The sequence below is a fragment of the Prevotella sp. HCN-7019 genome (assembly GCF_037890215.1).
GTDB lineage: Bacteria > Bacteroidota > Bacteroidia > Bacteroidales > Bacteroidaceae > Prevotella.
Map to the genome: position 1 here is coordinate 24993 of NZ_JBBKBO010000007.1, position 18404 is coordinate 43396.

The 18404-nt window shown below is 36.9% G+C and carries 13 protein-coding genes; 2 read left to right on the top strand and 11 right to left on the bottom strand.

The window, feature by feature from the left end; all coding sequences use genetic code 11:
* Positions 1-13: 13 nt before the first annotated feature.
* The 10 genes from rimO to ileS form a co-directional block, all read right to left on the bottom strand.
* A complete protein-coding gene (rimO, locus tag WKT13_RS09800; RefSeq protein ID WP_340323735.1) occupies positions 14-1312 on the bottom strand; it encodes a 30S ribosomal protein S12 methylthiotransferase RimO in 1299 nt (432 codons plus the stop codon).
* Positions 1309-2265 carry a signal recognition particle-docking protein FtsY gene (gene ftsY, locus WKT13_RS09805; RefSeq protein ID WP_298620766.1) on the bottom strand — a complete coding sequence of 319 codons (957 nt, stop codon included), beginning with the start codon at positions 2263-2265 and terminating at the stop codon, positions 1309-1311. Before ftsY ends, rimO begins: the two co-directional genes overlap by 4 nt.
* A gap of 139 nt (positions 2266-2404) precedes the next feature.
* Positions 2405-4045: a dipeptidase gene (locus WKT13_RS09810; RefSeq protein ID WP_340323736.1), complete on the bottom strand. Its 1641-nt coding sequence runs from the start codon at positions 4043-4045 to the stop codon at positions 2405-2407.
* A 4-nt stretch (positions 4046-4049) separates the two neighbouring features.
* Positions 4050-5687 (bottom strand): M23 family metallopeptidase, encoded by a 1638-nt coding sequence (locus WKT13_RS09815; protein ID WP_340323737.1) that lies wholly within the window; start codon positions 5685-5687, stop codon positions 4050-4052.
* A complete protein-coding gene (gene nadC, locus WKT13_RS09820; protein WP_340323738.1) occupies positions 5687-6535 on the bottom strand; it encodes a carboxylating nicotinate-nucleotide diphosphorylase in 849 nt (282 codons plus the stop codon). Before nadC ends, WKT13_RS09815 begins: the two co-directional genes overlap by 1 nt.
* 17 nt (positions 6536-6552) lie before the next feature.
* The gene (locus WKT13_RS09825) at positions 6553-6777 is read right to left on the bottom strand and encodes a hypothetical protein (RefSeq protein WP_298620758.1); all 225 of its coding nucleotides are present in this window, start codon (positions 6775-6777) and stop codon (positions 6553-6555) included.
* A gap of 2 nt (positions 6778-6779) precedes the next feature.
* Positions 6780-7739 (bottom strand): DUF4296 domain-containing protein, encoded by a 960-nt coding sequence (locus tag WKT13_RS09830; RefSeq protein ID WP_340323739.1) that lies wholly within the window; start codon positions 7737-7739, stop codon positions 6780-6782.
* Positions 7740-7759: 20 nt separating this feature from the next.
* Complete coding sequence (locus WKT13_RS09835; RefSeq protein ID WP_298620755.1) at positions 7760-8443, bottom strand: lipoprotein signal peptidase; 684 nt, start codon at positions 8441-8443, stop codon at positions 7760-7762.
* Positions 8440-8820 carry a TraR/DksA family transcriptional regulator gene (locus tag WKT13_RS09840; RefSeq protein ID WP_298620754.1) on the bottom strand — a complete coding sequence of 127 codons (381 nt, stop codon included), beginning with the start codon at positions 8818-8820 and terminating at the stop codon, positions 8440-8442. The genes WKT13_RS09835 and WKT13_RS09840 overlap by 4 nt, the downstream gene beginning before the upstream one ends.
* Positions 8821-8858: 38 nt before the next feature.
* Positions 8859-12299 (bottom strand): isoleucine--tRNA ligase, encoded by a 3441-nt coding sequence (gene ileS, locus WKT13_RS09845; RefSeq protein WP_340323740.1) that lies wholly within the window; start codon positions 12297-12299, stop codon positions 8859-8861.
* A gap of 800 nt (positions 12300-13099) precedes the next feature.
* On the opposite strand from ileS, the gene WKT13_RS09850 reads away from it, so the two are divergent.
* Complete coding sequence (locus WKT13_RS09850) at positions 13100-15472, top strand: TonB-dependent receptor (RefSeq protein WP_340323741.1); 2373 nt, start codon at positions 13100-13102, stop codon at positions 15470-15472.
* An 11-nt stretch (positions 15473-15483) separates the two neighbouring features.
* Entirely contained in the window at positions 15484-16734 is a 1251-nt protein-coding gene (locus tag WKT13_RS09855; protein WP_445323596.1) for a type IX secretion system plug protein, read from the top strand.
* 841 nt (positions 16735-17575) lie between these two features.
* Here WKT13_RS09855 and WKT13_RS09860 read toward each other — a convergent pair.
* Complete coding sequence (locus WKT13_RS09860; RefSeq protein WP_340323742.1) at positions 17576-18373, bottom strand: DUF4738 domain-containing protein; 798 nt, start codon at positions 18371-18373, stop codon at positions 17576-17578.
* Between the last annotated feature and the right edge of the window lie 31 nt (positions 18374-18404).

Here is an 18404-nt window from a genome sequence, read left to right on the forward strand (position 1 = left end):
ACCATCAAAGCCATTATTTTATTATCTCTCCATAAAGATCATATTCGTTGCTGTCTATTATGTTAACATTATAAAATGAACCTATATGAAGTTCTTCATCCGACTTTATTAAAACCTCCGGATCAACTTCTGGAGAACAGTATTCTGAACGACCTATATAATACTCCGACTCCTTACGGTCAATTATTACACGCATGGAACTACCAACCTTCTGCGCTTCAATCTCAGCACTTATTTCCTGCTGCAAAGACATCACAGCATCAAGACGCTGTTGCTTGACCTCATAAGGTACATCATCTTTATAATGCAAAGCACTGTATGTTCCCTCTTCCTCAGAATATGCAAACACACCTAATCTTTCAAATCGTGCCCATTTTACGAATTCCATAAGTTCCTGAAAATCACACTCTGTCTCACCGGGGAAACCAACCATAAGAGTTGTTCTCAGATGTATACCTGGGACATTCTTTCTAATTTCAGAAATAAGCCTTAACGTCTCTTCTTTTGTTACATTTCTATGCATACGTGACAAAACATTGTCTGATATGTGTTGAAGAGCTATATCAAGATACTTACATACATTTTTCTTCTCTCTTATGACAGCAAGCAAATCCTTGGGGAACATATTAGGATATGCATAATGCAATCTGATCCATTCCACGCCTTCTATTTCAGAAATATCGTGAACTAGATCTGCAATATGTTGTTTTCCGTCAATATCAATGCCGTAATACGTAAGTTCCTGGGCTATTATTTGGAATTCCTTAACTCCATCTGCAACAAGAGTTCTAACTTCTTGCAAAATGTCATCCTTAGTTCGACTTATATGCCGTCCAGTTATTAAGGGTATCGCGCAATACGCACACCTTCGGTCGCATCCCTCACTTATCTTTAGGTAGGCATAATGTGACGGGGTCGTAAGATGGCGCTGTCCAGTACATGTTGTTACATCACCTTTACATAAATCTGTCAATAATTGTCTGTAATTGAACTTGCCATAATATTTATCGACCTGCGGTATCTCAACCTCCAATTCTTTCTGGTATCTCTGTGAAAGACATCCCATCACAAACAATTTGCGGATTCGGCCTTCCTCTTTTGCCTTGACTAATTCTAGAATCGTATCTATACTTTCCTGTTTGGCATCTTCTATAAATCCACAGGTATTTATTACAACGATTTCACCTTCAATATTTTCTGAATCATGAGTACAATGAAATCCATTTGCTTCAAACTGGCGCATAAGAATCTCACTATCAACAAGATTCTTTGAGCATCCCATTGTAATAAAATCAATCTGTCCTTTTCTCATTGTTTATTAAATAGAGAATCCACGAACTGACGTTTGTTAAATAACTGAAGAGCATCCATTGATTCTCCCAATCCTATATATTTAACAGGAACCTTTAACTGATCACTAATTCCTATTACGACACCACCTTTGGCCGTACCATCCAACTTTGTTATGGCAAGAGAACTGATAGGTGTTACTGAAGAAAACTGTTTTGCTTGCTCAAATGCATTTTGTCCTGTGCTACCATCCAAAACAAGCAAAACTTCGTCTGGTGCTTCTGGCAAAACTTTCTTCATTACATCCTTGATTTTCTTCAATTCGTTCATCAATCCTATTTTATTATGAAGTCGTCCTGCAGTATCTATCAAAACAACATCTGCCCCATTCGCTTTTGCAGAAGACAGTGTATCATATGCTACTGAAGCAGGATCAGAACCCATTTGTTGTTTTATAACAGGAACTCCGACACGTTCTCCCCAGATACAAATCTGCTCTACTGCCGCTGCCCTGAATGTATCTGCAGCACCAATATAAACTTTCTTACCAGCTTTCTTGAATTGATATGCTAACTTTCCAATAGTTGTTGTTTTGCCAACACCATTAACACCTACGACAAGTATTACATATGGTTTATGATCTTGCGGTAATTCCCAATCATCATTATCCCCATTGTTGTTTTCTGTCAACAACTCAGTTATTTCACTTCTTAGAATCTCATTTAATTCCGAAGTAGAAACATATTTATCACGAGCCACACGTTCTTGTATACGATGTATTATTTTCAGAGTAGTATCTACACCTATATCTGAAGTTATCAATACTTCCTCCAAATTATCCAGCACATCATCATCTATTGTTGACTTTCCCGTTATTGCTCTAGTCAACTTATTAAATACACTAAACTTGGTTTTCTCAAGGCCATCATTCAGTATATCCTTTTTTTTCTTATTAAAAAGTCCGAATATTCCCATTTGTCATTATGATATTATACCGCGGTAATCAGAATAAAATATTTTATAATGCAAAAATAATAAAAAATATTGATATTTAAGACCTCATGCGTCTGATTAAAAAGAAACAGGTAAAGATTTCTTTACCTGTTTATATTAATTATTCTGGCATTTTATATTTGCTGCCTGTTATCTTGACTAATTGCCTTGCATAGCTTTCTGGAAATCCGGGACGTTCAACCCTCTCCCCATTTCCAGTTTTTGTCCTTTTGAAAACACCGTTCTCTTCAGGCTTGATTGTCATATCATTATATTTTACAATTAAATATACAGCAAGTTTCTTCCATCTATCCAACATCTCTTGTGCCTTATTATTACTGTAATCATTAAGATATTCTATTGCTGTTTTTTTGTCTGAGTTATATAGCTCTAACGCTTTGGCTTCAATTTGTTTCTGGTTACTAAAATAATCTGTTTCCAAACTGTCACGCACTACTTTTAATGATGAGAACATCATACTATATCTTGGATAAACCATATTGCTCACCCAGTTACACACCCAAAATGCATTTTTATCAGAAAATGTAACCGCATCAGCACCTGGCGTATTATAACATTCTGGCTGGATTGTATTGCCACAATATATTGGAGTATATGCTATCATATTTGCATCGTCATTACCAAACCACAATACCCCACCAACTTCACGTGGAAGCCAAGATCTCATCTGAGAAACAAATGAAAAACCACTTTGTTGTGTACTTGTCGGACGTTCATTAAAATAAGTCTTACCATCAACCGTATATGTTAATGGCGTAGGTCTGTATGGCATTTGCCATATTCCGCCTCCAATATCAGTTGAATCAATTGCCAATGGGGTTCCTTCATAATGATCTCTCATACATTGTTCTATGTCCTGTACACTTACTTTTCTGTTCGGAACAATCCACAAAGGCATATCTACAGCATTTGGATCTTCTCCCAACGCCCAAGGTAAATATCTATCAAAATCATTATTGAAATGCCGGAAAAAACTCCATACTCGTGCTTCACAGAATCTTCTTCCTTGAAAATCAGGTTTTGCATACGCCATTTTCCACGAAAAGTCCTCATCGCGTCCAGTAAACCACCCTTGTTTTCTAGCATATTTTATAACATCCTTCGAATATAAGACATTTTCTTTATCCTTCATATTAAATTTACCAATACGACTTTGGTTTGCATGAGCACAGATTGCATTGTCCGGTACACGCAATGCTACCCAAACTGCCTTTTTTGATCCTGGCCCCATACCCATCATTTCCATTATCCATGCTTCATTAGGATCACAAATTGTAAAAGTTTCACCTTCTGAACAATATCCATATTTATTTACAAGAGTTGTCATAATATTTATAGCCTCACGTGCTGTTTTACTTCGCTGGAGTGCTATATATATAAGAGAACCATAATCAAGGATTCCTGTTGTATCAACCATTTCCTCACGTCCCCCATATGTAGTTTCTGCTATCGTAACCTGATATTCATTTATATTTCCAATAACATTATATGTTTCAGATGCTTCAGGAATCTCACCATGATATTCCTTTGTATCCCAGTCATATACTTTACGCATTTCCCCTTTTGCATGTTTAGCTGCCGGATAATGGCATAGTCCGATAAACATACCATAGTCATCAGCATTGTATGTACAAATTACAGAACCATCTACACTTGCCTTCTTTCCGACAATGAAACTTGTACAACAATATGTAATTGATGCACTTAAGAATAACATAAACAAAATTATAAACTTTCTCATATTCCTAATATTTTACTTGTACAGTATATGTTTTTTTATTATTTTTATTATCAATTGCAACAATATCCATTTTGTGATTTTTGTTGGTTTTAATGATATATTTTTTTAGATTGCATACATATAAACCTTTATTAGATACTCCATCTAATACAACAGGCTTATTATCAATATATCCATAACATTGTTTTAAACCACACCCATTGTCATAAATATGAAATCTTACAGTCTGAGTAAAGGTCCATGTTTCTTTTTTTACTGGAACTATTACAGGAGGAGTATCGTCATATTTTATTTCATAGCAATCCCCTATATCACGTATAAAACCAGTTACCCAACCATCTTTGTAGTTTCCTCCAAAATTACGCGGAATGCCATAACTATTCGAAATATACAGCTTATTTTTATCTTTTACACTTCTATTACATTTTATGGATATTCTCGCGTATCTGATAAGTGGCAATGACATTCCATTGAACGAATACCGATGAGATAGCTTTTCCGATTGCTTATATTCAATGGGAAAGATTGTTTTATTTTGAGTTAACGAATATGGTTTTAGAGTTAACTGCACATTGGAAAATTTTATATTATTGACTCTATCCCATAATATGCGACAAAATTGATTGGACGGTTGTTTCCTCAAATTTTTATAAGGCACTCCTTTTACAACGAAATTATACTTATTACTATTTCCCCAAAAATCAGTAATAATATATGATATATGATAATCACGCTTTTCTTTAAATATCACATATCCTCTATTACTATCTATGTCATATATCGGCAAATGATTTCCTGGTTCCACATAAGATTTCATATACCATATACCGGTTTTTATAAAATGTTCATAATCACCACAATAATCCATAATACGTGTCATATTCTGTGGAACCCTGTCAACATTACTTTCAAAAACCGTTTTCCCATCAACCACCAATTGAATTTTACAGACCCCATATCTATTATATGCACCATCCATATAATCATTTGCCCAAATACCAAATCCTATTTTTCCCCAAGCAGAATATTTATTTTCATTGTTTACAGAAGACAACGATATGCTTTGTTTTCTTGAAGATCCACAAAAGACCCCTTCTCCATCTTGAGGATATACCATAAAACCGTGTGCCAAAGGACTTTTTTTATCTTTTATATATTTCCCAAGAAATATCAGAGGATCTATCATATCTCCCCCTTCAGAATCATACATTTCCATATGAATATGTGGCGCACTACTTGCACCAGTATTTCCACTAACAGCAATTAACTGTCCTTTTGCAACAGGACATTCTCCTGGAGATAATACAAGATCTATATTACAATTCTTGTTCTTAAGTTGTCTTTTTCTTAAAATATTCTCTATCCTAGGACAAAATGCATTCAAATGACAGAACATACTAATATATCCTTCCGGATGCTTCACATATACAGCCTTTCCCAAACCGTACTTTCCAACAACAATTCTTGATACATATCCGGAACCTATAGATAAAACAGCCTTATTTTCTACACGGTCTGTTTTTATATCAATACCACCATGAAAATGATGTACACGTGGCTCACCAAAATTTCCCGCCAATGAAATATTATAATTCACTGGCGGGAAAAAACTTATAATTGATAATAATATACTAAAGAACATCAGCAAGCTTTAAAGCTCATATCTAAACACTTTACAGAATGAGTTAATGCGCCAACAGAAATGAAGTCAACACCACATTCTGCATAATCACGTATTGTATCATAAGTAATACCGCCACTTGATTCTGTTTCGTATCTTCCGTTAATTATTTTTACAGCTTTCCTCGTATCCTCTACCGAAAAATTATCCAACATTATTCGATCAACTCCACCATGAGAAATTACCTGTTCAAGTTCTTCAAAAGAACGAACTTCAATTTCAATTTTCAGATCAAGGCCTTTATTTTTCAGATACTCATGACAGCGATTTATCGCATTTTCTATACCACCAGCAAAATCTATATGGTTATCCTTCAACAGAATCATATCAAACAATCCTATTCTATGATTTACTCCTCCACCAATAAAAACAGCCTGTTTTTCAAGAATACGCATACCAGGCGTAGTCTTACGCGTATCAAGAATATGCGTTTTGGTACCTTCTATACGTTTCACATATTTATTTGTCATTGTTGCAATACCACTCATACGCTGCATGATATTAAGCATAAGACGTTCTGTTTGCAACAATGAACGTACCTTTCCTTTAACGACCATGGCAATATCACCAGTTTTTACCGATTCTCCATCTTTTATAAGGACTTCAACAGACATTGTTGGATCAAATCTGTTGAATACTTTCTTTGCAATCTCTACACCGGCCAATATTCCATTATCTTTTATAAGAAGATGTGACTTTCCCATTGCATCCTCCGGTATACAACACAATGTAGTATGATCTCCATCACCTATATCTTCGGCAAAGGCAAGATCAATAAGACGTTCTTCCAATTCGTTTACACTTAACATATTCTCTAAAATTAAATTTAATACTCTATACTACTTAATATTTTATTATCCTTATACGCAATAAGATTATCATCTTTACGAATCAACGTTATTGTTCCCCCGATCCATTCTGTATGCGCAAGTTCTTCAGTCAATTCATAAAAATCGACGACCTTATCTTCATCAATCTCTACAATACCATTTACAATTGTGGTATTTTCGAAAATTACTCGATTTGCTGCAAAGCGCCTTCTCTTCCTCATTATTATTTTTTCTTCAACTCTGCAGGCAAAATCCTTTCATCTATAGGACGTACAACTGTCCTATCAAATCTCTTTTGGGACGCATTCACAGGAGTATTGGACGGATGCAGTTTCGTATGTACCGCAGAATCGTTCTTAACCATCCGGATGCTATCGTTTTTATGTACCAATGGCATTATATTCTGATGCATCTTTATCAATCTTATATTATACACCACAAGCATTCTGAGAGTTGTTGAAGAAGCGGCTTTATTATCATTTACTAGAAAATATCCAGTAATCTCCTTTATACCAAGATTTCTAGTATCCTCCACCTGCAAATGATAACGCGATGTTGATGTAATATTTATAGTACGTGATGCAACACTGTCATTGTTAAATTTCAATGCCAACAACGCCACAGCACTCCTCATTCCATCCTGATATATAAATCGTGTATCAAAATCGAGAATTATCTTATCACCTTTATGAAAGGCGGTATCAGCCTTAATCTTATACAGATAAATATTTGATGCCTCATGCGGATAAAGCACCAACATTCTCCTTCTATCCCATATATCTGTAGTGTCGGAACTTGAAGCAAGATTTCCAAATTTATTCATCTCACTTACAGACGCACCTTGGGCTGCAGCTTCATTGGTAAATCTGTCTGCCAAATTCTTATATATATCATGCAGAAGCTTGGTATGTCTACTATAATACAGCAAAGAACTGTCCAATTCGGCCTGAGAGACACCATATTTGTCCAGTATATTTGCCTTAAACGATCGCATCGTCAATGTATCACCACCATTCAGCCTTACAATTTCTTCAGCCAAATGATATTCATACAATATATCCTCCATTTCATCCGGTTGTATATAATCACTGTCAACCGAAGGCTTGCACGAGAAAAGGCCAAATACGACACATATAAAACATATCAGACCTTTTGTGAAAGGAAACGAAAGACGATTTATCATACCCTTCTGTTTATTGCCAATCATTCATTAGTAATACAATCCTCTTTTTTTTCAGTATCAGCCTTTGAAGCACAGAACAAGACGTCATTTATACTTTCCAATTCTTTACGATAGAATAAGAATAATATAACAGCTCCAACACTTATACATGCATCGGCAAAATTAAATACTGGAGAAAAAAATATAAATTCATGACCACCCCAGTAAGGTACCCAATCTGGCCATGTGGTTACTATAAGTGGGAAATAGAACATATCAACCACTTTTCCATGCAAAAACGAAGCATATCCACTTCCAAACGAAACAAAACTTGACACATCAAACGGTGTTGATGCATCAAATATTAATCCGTAAAACATTGAGTCAAATATATTTCCAGCAGCCCCAGCTAGAATCATGGACAAACACACAACATATCCTGTAGAATGCTTACGTCTTACCAACTTGCCTATATAATATGCAATAATACCTATCAAAACTATCCTGAATAAACTTAATATCAGCTTATTAAAAAATGTAATGCCATAGGCCATTCCATTGTTCTCAATGAATTCTATAAAGAACCAGTCGGTAATACGTATAGATTCTCCTAAACACATGTTTGTTTTTACCGTGATTTTGATTATCTGATCGATAATCAAAATCACGATAATAAGCAACACGGATAATCGTCCATCAGAAAGATTTATCCCCTTTATTTTCATTTCTTACGCGCATTCTTTGAGGCCACGCTGAGTGTTGCATGCGGTACTGCACGCAAACGCTCTTTGGGGATCAATTCTCCTGTTATACGATCTATACCGTATGTTTTATTTTCTATTCTAACTAATGCAGCTTCAAGCCCTTGGATAAATTTCTGCTGACGATTTGCCATTTGCACCAAATCTTCCTTAGACTGAGATGCACTGCCTTCCTCAAGCGCCTTATATGTAGGTGATGTGTCATCGACATCATTACCATCGGCATTCATGAGCTGTTTCATCATAGCACTCTGATCACGACGCGCAAGACGTAGCTTCTCATTTATTATCTCGCGGAACTCTTCAAGTTCACTGTCTGTATAACGTGTTTTTTCTGCCATAAATCAATAGTTTTAAAGTTTCCGAATAGGTTGCAGTATTACTTAATATTGGCTTTCTCTATTTTGATATTCAATTTATAATCATCGAAATCAACAGTTATACCATCATTCTCGGCAATGCTTATACTATCAGCCAAAATCTGGCTTTTTATATAATCAGCATACTGAGATATGGCAGCATCAGTATTTGCACCAGGAGAAACAACCACATTTATTCTGTCTGTTATCTCGTATGAATTGTCCTTGCGCATATTCTGGATTCTGTTGACAAGTTCCCGTGCAATACCTTCTTTTCTCAACTCATCAGTAAGTTCTATCTCCAATGCGACAGTAAGATTACCTTCATTTGAAACAAGCCATCCCGGGATATCCTCACTTATTATTTCAACATCAGTCAGTTCTACCCTCACATTGTTACCTTCTACATCCAACTCAACATATTCGTTGTGTTCGAATTCTGATATCTGAGTCTGAGTAAGTCCACTTACCTGAGCAGCAATACCTTTCATCAGTTTGCCGAACTTCTTTCCCATAGTACGGAAGTTACACTTGACTTTCTTAACAAGCACATCCGAACCTTCCACAAATTTGAGACTCTTGACGTTCACTTCGTTCAATATAAGCGCCTCTACAGCTTCTATATGCCTTCTCTGTTCTACGTCAACAGCCGGTATCATAATAGCTTTCAAAGGTTGACGCACCTTAATATTAACCTTACGCCGTAAAGCAAGAATCATAGATGTGATCTTCTGCGCCATACTCATTCTTGCCTCAAGTTCCTTATCGATAAACTTCTCGTCTGCTACAGGATAATCAGAAAGATGTACAGATTCAACCTTTTCTTTTCCTGTTACATTTATCAAATCCATGAACAACTGATCAGAATAAAATGGCGCAAACGGCGCAAGCAGTTTGGAAACAACTTCCAAACATGTATACAATGTCTGATATGCGCTCAGTTTATCTGTGCTCATTTCTTTGCCCCAGAAACGTTTTCTATTAAGACGAACATACCAATTGCTCAAGTCATTATTAACAAAAGATTCTATCAAGCGTCCGGCTTTTGTCGGATTATAATCATTCATTTCAGCGTCCACATTCTTTATAAGAGAATGAAGCACGGACAGAATCCATCTGTCTATTTCTGGACGTTCTTCCATCTTAACATCCTCCCCGCTATAATCGAATCCGTCAACATTAGCATAAAGAGCAAAGAATGAATATGTGTTATACAATGTTCCGAAGAACTTACGGCGCACTTCATCCACTCCCTCCGGATTGAACTTCAGATTATCCCATGGTTCAGAGTTAGTCATCATATAGAATCTCACAGCATCAGTACCGTACTTCTCGATCATCTCAAAAGGATCGGTCACATTACCTACATGCTTACTCATCTTATTACCTTTTGCATCGAGCACAAGTCCTGTGGAAATAACATTCTTAAATGCAACACTGTCAAACACCATTGTGGCAATAGCATGAAGCGTAAAGAACCATCCACGAGTCTGGTCCACACCTTCGTTAATGAAATCTGCGGGAAATGCAGTTCTCTCATCTATCTTATCCCTATTCTCAAACGGATAATGTATCTGCGCATAAGGCATAGAACCACTATCAAACCATACGTCAATAAGGTCTGACTCACGCTTCATCGGCTTTCCACTCTTACTTACAAGTGTTATTTCGTCAACAAACGGACGATGGAGATCTATGCGGTCGTAGTTTTCCTTACTGAAGTCATCTGGGACGAATCCAAGATCTTTGAGCGTATTGGAGGGCATAAATCCGGCAGCAACACTCTTTTCTATCTCGTCATACAATTCGTGTACAGAACCAATGCATATTTCGTTTCCATCCTCATCGCGCCATATTGGTAACGGTGTGCCCCAAAAACGACTACGGGAAAGATTCCAATCGTTCAGGTTCTCAAGCCAGTTGCCGAACCGCCCTGTACCTGTAGACTCCGGCTGCCAATTAATAGTCTTATTCAATTCAACCATTCTATCCTTCTTTGCAGTAGAACGTATGAACCAGCTGTCAAGCGGATAGTACAAAATCGGTTTATCCGTACGCCAGCAATGTGGATAATTGTGCACATGTTTTTCTATTCTGAAAGCCTTATTAGCAGCTTTCAAATCCATACAGATTGATATATCAAGTGTCTCATCTTTATCTGTCAGAGTATCATCATATGCATTCTTAACATATCGCCCGGCGTATTGATTCCACAATTTCACATTGACATGATTTGCGACAAAGTCGGAATCAAGATCTTCTGTCAGGAAATATTTACCTTGTAGATCAACAACAGGACGTTCCTGTCCCTTTTTATCAACAACAACAATAGGAGGCACACCCGCTTTTTTTGCCACAAAAGCATCATCGGCACCAAAATTCGGTGCAATATGTACAATGCCTGTACCATCTTCAGTTGTGACATAATCACCAGAAATCACGCGGAAGGCACCATCCGTCAGTGGAGATATGAACGGAAGGAGCTGTTCATACTCCATACCCACAAGTTCCGGTCCTAGATAACGACCAATTATCTTCCAAGGTATTACTTTGTCGCCTTTCTTATATGATGCAAGATCCGCATCACGCCCAGCCTCATTAAAATAAGCGAGCAAACGCTCTTCAGCAAGAACAACAGTCTCAGCCTCACCGGTATATCCATTGTAAGTTTGTACTGCTACATAATGGATCTTCGGTCCAACGCAAAGAGCCGAATTCGCAGCAAGAGTCCATGGGGTTGTTGTCCATGCTAGAAAATAAGCTGTTCCCCACTCAGATAACTCAGGACGCGGATTCTTTATCTTGAATTGCGCAGTAACAGTAGTATCCTTCACATCCCTGTAACATCCCGGCTGATTCAATTCATGCGAACTTAATCCCGTTCCTGCAGCAGGGCTGTATGGCTGAATTGTATAGCCTTTATACAACAAATCTTTGTTATAGAGTTGTTTTAAAAGCCACCACAATGTTTCAATATACTTGTTATCGTATGTTATATAAGGATTATCAAGATCGACAAAGTACCCCATCTTCTCTGTGAGCAAACGCCACTCAGCCGTGAACTTCATCACATTTTCACGACATTTGTTATTATAATCACGTACAGATATATATTTCTCTGAATCCTTATTATCGATATCAGCCTTTGTGATTCCGAGTTCCTTTTCCACTCCCAGTTCAACCGGAAGACCATGGGTATCCCAACCCGCCTTACGATGAACCTGGAATCCTTTCATCGTCTTATATCTATTGAACGTGTCTTTAATACTTCTTGCAAGAACATGATGGATTCCCGGATGTCCGTTTGCCGACGGAGGACCCTCGAAGAAAACGAACTGAGGACAACCCTCACGCTCGTATATTGATTTATGAAAAATATCTTTCTTATTCCACTCTGCCAGCACCTCATTATTAGTTGCTGTCAAGTTGAGCCCTTTATGCTCGGTGAATTTCTTAACCATGTCTTATTATTTAATATTATATATGGCTGCAAAGGTAAAAAAAATATATTTTACAACCAAAAAATAGTATAGAAAGATTACAGCATGTAATATTCCGTAAATATATTATAACATTCTGACACTTTTACAGTTAGCTTGCGTGATTGAATGGCAAACATACAATATTGCGAAAAACATCTCTGTCCAGTGGTTACAAATAATCAATTATAATCCGAATCAAATAAAGCATTAAGTCTCCACAAGCCAACTATTCCATAAGCACTAAGATCAAGCGTCCCACTAAAATATTGAGCATAACACAGGCAAGGATTTCCAACACACATCTCGCATCTCCAAATGAACCTCTTAAAGTTAAAGGTGCAGACGAAAAATCAGGTATCAGAATAAATTAAAAGACACATACAACACAAACTTATAGAATCGCGACAAAGTTCCTTTCACTAATTACAATATATCCAACCGACAATCCCATAACATAACACAAAAACCACCAATACAACCACATCAATTTCTTTACTCAATATTTGTAAATGTCTAACTGGCACCACATTTAAATTAAAATTCGAAACATGCAACCCATTACACCAACAGCCTTTTCCCTAACTCATTTTCGTATACGCCCTATTTCGTAGCCACCATATTACGACATCATTATACATAATAACATATGTCATAATAAACTAATTATAAGCAGATTGCATATATCACATTAACGTATTACTTATATTTAGAAACACAACTTTCAAAACATATTATTCACATAATACAATAATTACAGCAAGTCATGCGTTATATTCAATATGAAAAAGACTGTGCTTTGTATATATATAACGCTACTTTGTGCAATTACCAGCAGCGCCCAATCATTTATTCTCCAAGGTAGAGTAACTGATGAACAGATGAATCCCATTGAACTTGCATCCGTATCTTGCCTACAGCAGGGCAAAGTAACAATGACGTCATTAAAAGGCGAATTCAACATGAACCTCTTATCCACAGACTCCGTGGTGATAAGATTCTCAATGGTCGGATATAAGACTAAGACAAGAGTCCTGCGTAACCCGCGGGGTAAACAAACGCTTCAGATTGTACTCTATAGCAACAATATGCTCTCAGACGTTGTTGTCACCGGGACAAGACAACAGACAGGACAAACCCAAGAGATAAAAAAAGAAGACATGAAAAACATGCCCTCTACCACAGGCAACACGGTTGAGGAACTTATACAGGGACAAGCAGGAGTTTCTACACACAACGAGTTGTCATCACAATACAACGTACGCGGAGGCTCTTTCGATGAAAACAGCGTATACATAAACAATATTGAGATATATCGTCCACTTTTGGTCAGAAGTGGACAACAGGAAGGCTTATCCGTCATAAATCCCGATATGGTAGAGAAAATCGGCTTTTCTACAGGTGGCTTCGAAGCAAAATACGGCGACAAAATGTCCTCTGCGCTAGATATAACATACAGACTACCAAAAAAATTTGAAACATCAGCTACAGTAAGCCTTTTGGGGGCAAGTGCATATGTTGGCTATGGTAACAAAAAATTTTCGATAAGCAACGGAATACGTTACAAAACCACACAATATCTCCTTGGAACAATGGATACAAAAGGAGAATACCGTCCAAATTTCATCGATTACCAAGCGTATCTCAACTACATGCCCAACAACAGGTGGCATATAAGTTTACTGGGCAACATATCAGAAAATCATTACAACTTTTACCCTGAAGACCGCGAGACAAGTTTCGGAACGATGCAAGACGTCAAATCTTTCAAAGTTTATTTCGATGGACAAGAGAAGGATATATTTCGCACATATTTCGGGTCACTCGATATCACACGTAATTTCGGGAAAAACACATCTCTTTCATTAATAGCCTCAGCTTTTTACACAAAAGAACAGGAAACATACGACATACAAGGCCAATATTGGCTCACACAAACCGAAACAAGTGAGAACTTAGGAGTAGGAACATATTTCCAGCACGCACGCAACTATATGAAAGCAAATGTACAGAGTGTAAAGCTGCTTTTAAAAACAAAAACAAAGAAACACGCCATAGAAACGGCATTAATATTCAAAAGCGAACATATAAAAGAAAACTCTGTAGAATACGAAATGCGTGATTCAAGCGGATACAGCATTCCACATACAGGTGAAAACCTTTATATGATATATTCCATGCGTGCACGCAACACACTGAACGCAAACCGCATCGAAGCATACGCACAGGATACATATAGATTTACAAGCCCAGGCCAACATTCCCTATTTACCCTTAACTACGGAATAAGACTAAGTCATTGGAGTTTCAACGGTGAAACCATCGTCAGTCCTAGAGTGTCACTTGGCGTGATACCGGCTTTCAACCATAATATCACAATGAGATTTGCCACCGGAGTATACTATCAAGCACCATTCTACAAGGAAATACGAGACACTACTACCGTTGACGGAGTAACATACGCATCACTCAATAAAAAAACGAAAAGTCAACGCTCCATACACTTTATTGCAGGCATGGACTATCGCTTCAACATGAACAAACGCCCGTACAAATTCACTGTAGAAGCTTACTACAAAGCTTTAAGTGATCTCGTGCCATACAGCATAAACAACGTAAAGGTTGTATATTATGGCAATAACGAATGTAGCGGACATGCTGCAGGACTGGATATGAAACTTTACGGTGAATTCGTTCCTGGATACGATTCATGGATCAGTCTGTCGCTCATGGACACAAATATGAAACTAAACGGCAGGAATATACCACTACCAACAGATCAAAGATATGCCATAAGTCTCTATTTCACTGATTTTTTCCCTGGTACCGAACGATGGAAGATGTTTCTCAAACTTGCTTATGCTGACGGACTGCCATTCTCGGCTCCCCATCAGGAACTCGAACGAAGCGTTTATAGAGCACCTGCATATAAACGAGCAGATATTGGTCTGAATTATAGATTGGTAAACAATGAAAACAGGGAGAAAAAACTACTCTTCAAAAACGTATGGTTAGGATTGGAATGTCTCAATCTGTTAGGCATAAATAACGTGAATTCTTATTATTGGATCACAGATGTTACCAATCAGCAATATGCCGTACCAAACTATCTAACCGGAAGACAAATAAACTTCCGCGTATCGGTTGAACTGTAAAAGAATAAACAATGAGCAATAAAAAAAAATACATAGCTCTCCCTGTCATCTTGTTCTCCTTATACACGATGACAACACATGCACAGAAGAACGAAATAAAATCAGACAGGATTGCAACATTGCAGGTTGTAGCCGGAGACGATTGGCTCTCACCACCGATCATGGTATTGGGAAACGAGGATCCAATAACCATATCATTCGATGATATGACACACGAATATCATAGATATGCCTACAAAATAGAGCACTGCGAAGCTGATTGGACAACTTCAGAAGCATTGTTTACGAGTGACTATTGTGAAGGTTTTACAGAAGGAAACACTATTGATGATGTAAGCAAGTCAATAAATACAAATATACTTTATACACATTACAGACTGAAAATACCAAATGAGAACTGCAATATAAAACTAAGTGGCAACTATCGTGTGACAATTTATGACGACGACACATCAGAAGAAATAGCCGTAGCATGTTTCATGGTTGTTGACCAACGTGTAGGCATACAGTTAGAAGCAACAACAAACACAGATACAGACACTAACGGAGCCCACCAACAAATAGGAATGAAAATCAATTATGCAGGCCTTAAGGTAAATAACCCCAGACAGGAAATAAAAACTGTAGTGATGCAGAACGGCAGATGGGACAATGCGGTAATAAACGCAGAACCACAATACATCATGGCAGACGGGCTACAATGGGCACACAACCGGCAACTGATATTTGACGGAGGCAATGAATATCGGAAATTCGAAACTCTTGATGTCTCACATACAACAATGGGACTTGAGTCAGTAAAATGGGACGGGAAAAACTACCATGCATACGTATGGCCAGACGAGCCACGAAACAGTTATATATACGATGAGGATGCAAACGGAGCATTCTACATCAGAAACAGTGACAATATAGAAAACGACTGCATATCAGAATACGTATATGTCCATTTTGCCCTAAAAACACCACTAACAAATAACGACATATACATAAATGGCGTATGGACAAACAATCAGTTCATACCAGAATATAGAATGACATACAATCCCGAAAATGGATTATATGAGAACATTTTATTACTGAAACAAGGATATTACTCATATAATTATCTTATAAGAAACGAAGATGACAGCTTCACACCCCTTCAAACCGAAGGAAATTTCTGTTACACCGAAAACAAATATCAATGTCTGGTATATTACAAAGCCGCAGGAGACAGAACAGATACTCTTGTCGGATATAAACAGATAAGAATAAACTAAACATGACTTTGTAGAAATTCTGTGAAGATTGGTCTTATATACATAAAGCCTTTCACGAAAGGAAGAAAAACTTCCAAACAGTGTACATCCGTATAACACTGTGATGATAGCGATCTCTCACATGACAATAAATCCCCACCATACGAAAACATTCTTCCTGTGTATATTCTCAGCTGCCATATCTGTGTTTTTCGATAAAACTCAGACTATGTACTTACAAATTTTCTTGACTTTATTTTGACAAAATAAAATCACAAAAGAGATGTGAAGGAATATTAAATTCATCATCAGAAAGGAACATTCGGCCTTTACTGCCTTATCGTATATCCTGTCACATAATCCCGAATCATCCATATTACACTCCGACAAAGCCCGTTTGAGCCGATAGTTTCGTCCATATCAGGGTGTGATATTAAGTGTTTCAGCCCCTGATATGTACTTAATCGCATACACGAATGGAACCTATTACAAATCCGAGAAATAACTCCAAAATATAAGTGTTTGATACTCAAAGTATTGAGCAAAGCTCTTATTTTTGTGAATTTACGCCCGAAGGAGAGTCCGACTGCAGATATTCGCTTATTTTTCGGGGTAGAACAGAAAACTCAAACTGGAAAAACACAATATACTGAAAATTTGAAATCCCCCCTATTGTTTTCATTTTCTACAGACACCAACGACGATATGAGATTTATATCTCCATTGTTTTATTACCACCAATCCTAACGGAATTTCCATAGAGTCCTAAAAGCTTTCTATAAAGACACAAATAAGATACGCACAATTCCGTTACAGAATTGTGCATATCTTACTGTTTTATAATTATTTACACTGTTATTCTTCAGCTATTCTTTATACGTTTCACAAGTTTACCGTCATATGAGAAAATCATCTCAATCATAAAACTACTGGGAGAATTTGGTATTCCCAATATTGCAAAATAATGAATACCCTCATCGTCAACTTTATAAAACGACATATCACTAAAAACGGACTGCTTAAGATATTGAGGTGTCACCTGAGAAGAAAAATCATTTTTAGTTATGTTACTTGAAAAAATGCGTTCTGCACCACAGAAAAGACTAAAGTGAATTATATTGTCATAATAAACACTATAAACCTCAACTCCATCATCATTGAATGTTGCTTTAGGAACTTTATATGTAGTTGGATTTACCTGTACATAGCAATGATATTTCTTGTCATTATAAAATACAACTGTATCTTTTTTTATAAGACGATTCTGATTTACGGAAACGACAGAAGTTTTATTAAACAATCCAAGATAACTTGAATCATTACTTTTAATAAGCCGCATGTGTTCACCACTTTGATTGATAAATTCAAACAAATGTTGCGTTCTTTTGACTACAGGATATTTTATTATATTTGCACCGTACAGCACAAATGAATCTTTTTCGATGCGGAAATAAACAGGCACACTGATTGTATCCGGGAAATATACGGTATCCCCTTTTATTCTAAAAACGACATCTTCATCGTCTTCATTTATCCATATGCCCTGCAACTCTTTTTTTGCACCGGTATCTTCTTTTACATATCCGCCTTCAGTCTGTTTTGCACAACCAAACTGAAGTAAAATACATATAACGAGAAGAGGGAATATATAGCGTTTCATCACACAAACTATCAATCAGTGTATTTCAATA

What these genes read in the sequence shown, in the direction of transcription:
- WKT13_RS09840 (WP_298620754.1), bottom strand. Translation starts at nt 8,820, where the DNA reads ATGGCAGAAAAAACACGTTATACAGACAGTGAACTTGAAGAGTTCCGC.
- WKT13_RS09810 (WP_340323736.1), bottom strand. Translation starts at nt 4,045, where the DNA reads ATGAGAAAGTTTATAATTTTGTTTATGTTATTCTTAAGTGCATCAATT.
- WKT13_RS09855 (WP_445323596.1), top strand. Translation starts at nt 15,484, where the DNA reads ATGAGCAATAAAAAAAAATACATAGCTCTCCCTGTCATCTTGTTCTCC.
- WKT13_RS09835 (WP_298620755.1), bottom strand. Translation starts at nt 8,443, where the DNA reads ATGAAAATAAAGGGGATAAATCTTTCTGATGGACGATTATCCGTGTTG.
- WKT13_RS09825 (WP_298620758.1), bottom strand. Translation starts at nt 6,777, where the DNA reads ATGAGGAAGAGAAGGCGCTTTGCAGCAAATCGAGTAATTTTCGAAAAT.
- WKT13_RS09850 (WP_340323741.1), top strand. Translation starts at nt 13,100, where the DNA reads ATGAAAAAGACTGTGCTTTGTATATATATAACGCTACTTTGTGCAATT.
- WKT13_RS09860 (WP_340323742.1), bottom strand. Translation starts at nt 18,373, where the DNA reads ATGAAACGCTATATATTCCCTCTTCTCGTTATATGTATTTTACTTCAG.
- WKT13_RS09830 (WP_340323739.1), bottom strand. Translation starts at nt 7,739, where the DNA reads ATGATAAATCGTCTTTCGTTTCCTTTCACAAAAGGTCTGATATGTTTT.
- ftsY (WP_298620766.1), bottom strand. Translation starts at nt 2,265, where the DNA reads ATGGGAATATTCGGACTTTTTAATAAGAAAAAAAAGGATATACTGAAT.
- WKT13_RS09815 (WP_340323737.1), bottom strand. Translation starts at nt 5,687, where the DNA reads ATGTTCTTTAGTATATTATTATCAATTATAAGTTTTTTCCCGCCAGTG.
- ileS (WP_340323740.1), bottom strand. Translation starts at nt 12,299, where the DNA reads ATGGTTAAGAAATTCACCGAGCATAAAGGGCTCAACTTGACAGCAACT.
- nadC (WP_340323738.1), bottom strand. Translation starts at nt 6,535, where the DNA reads ATGTTAAGTGTAAACGAATTGGAAGAACGTCTTATTGATCTTGCCTTT.
- rimO (WP_340323735.1), bottom strand. Translation starts at nt 1,312, where the DNA reads ATGAGAAAAGGACAGATTGATTTTATTACAATGGGATGCTCAAAGAAT.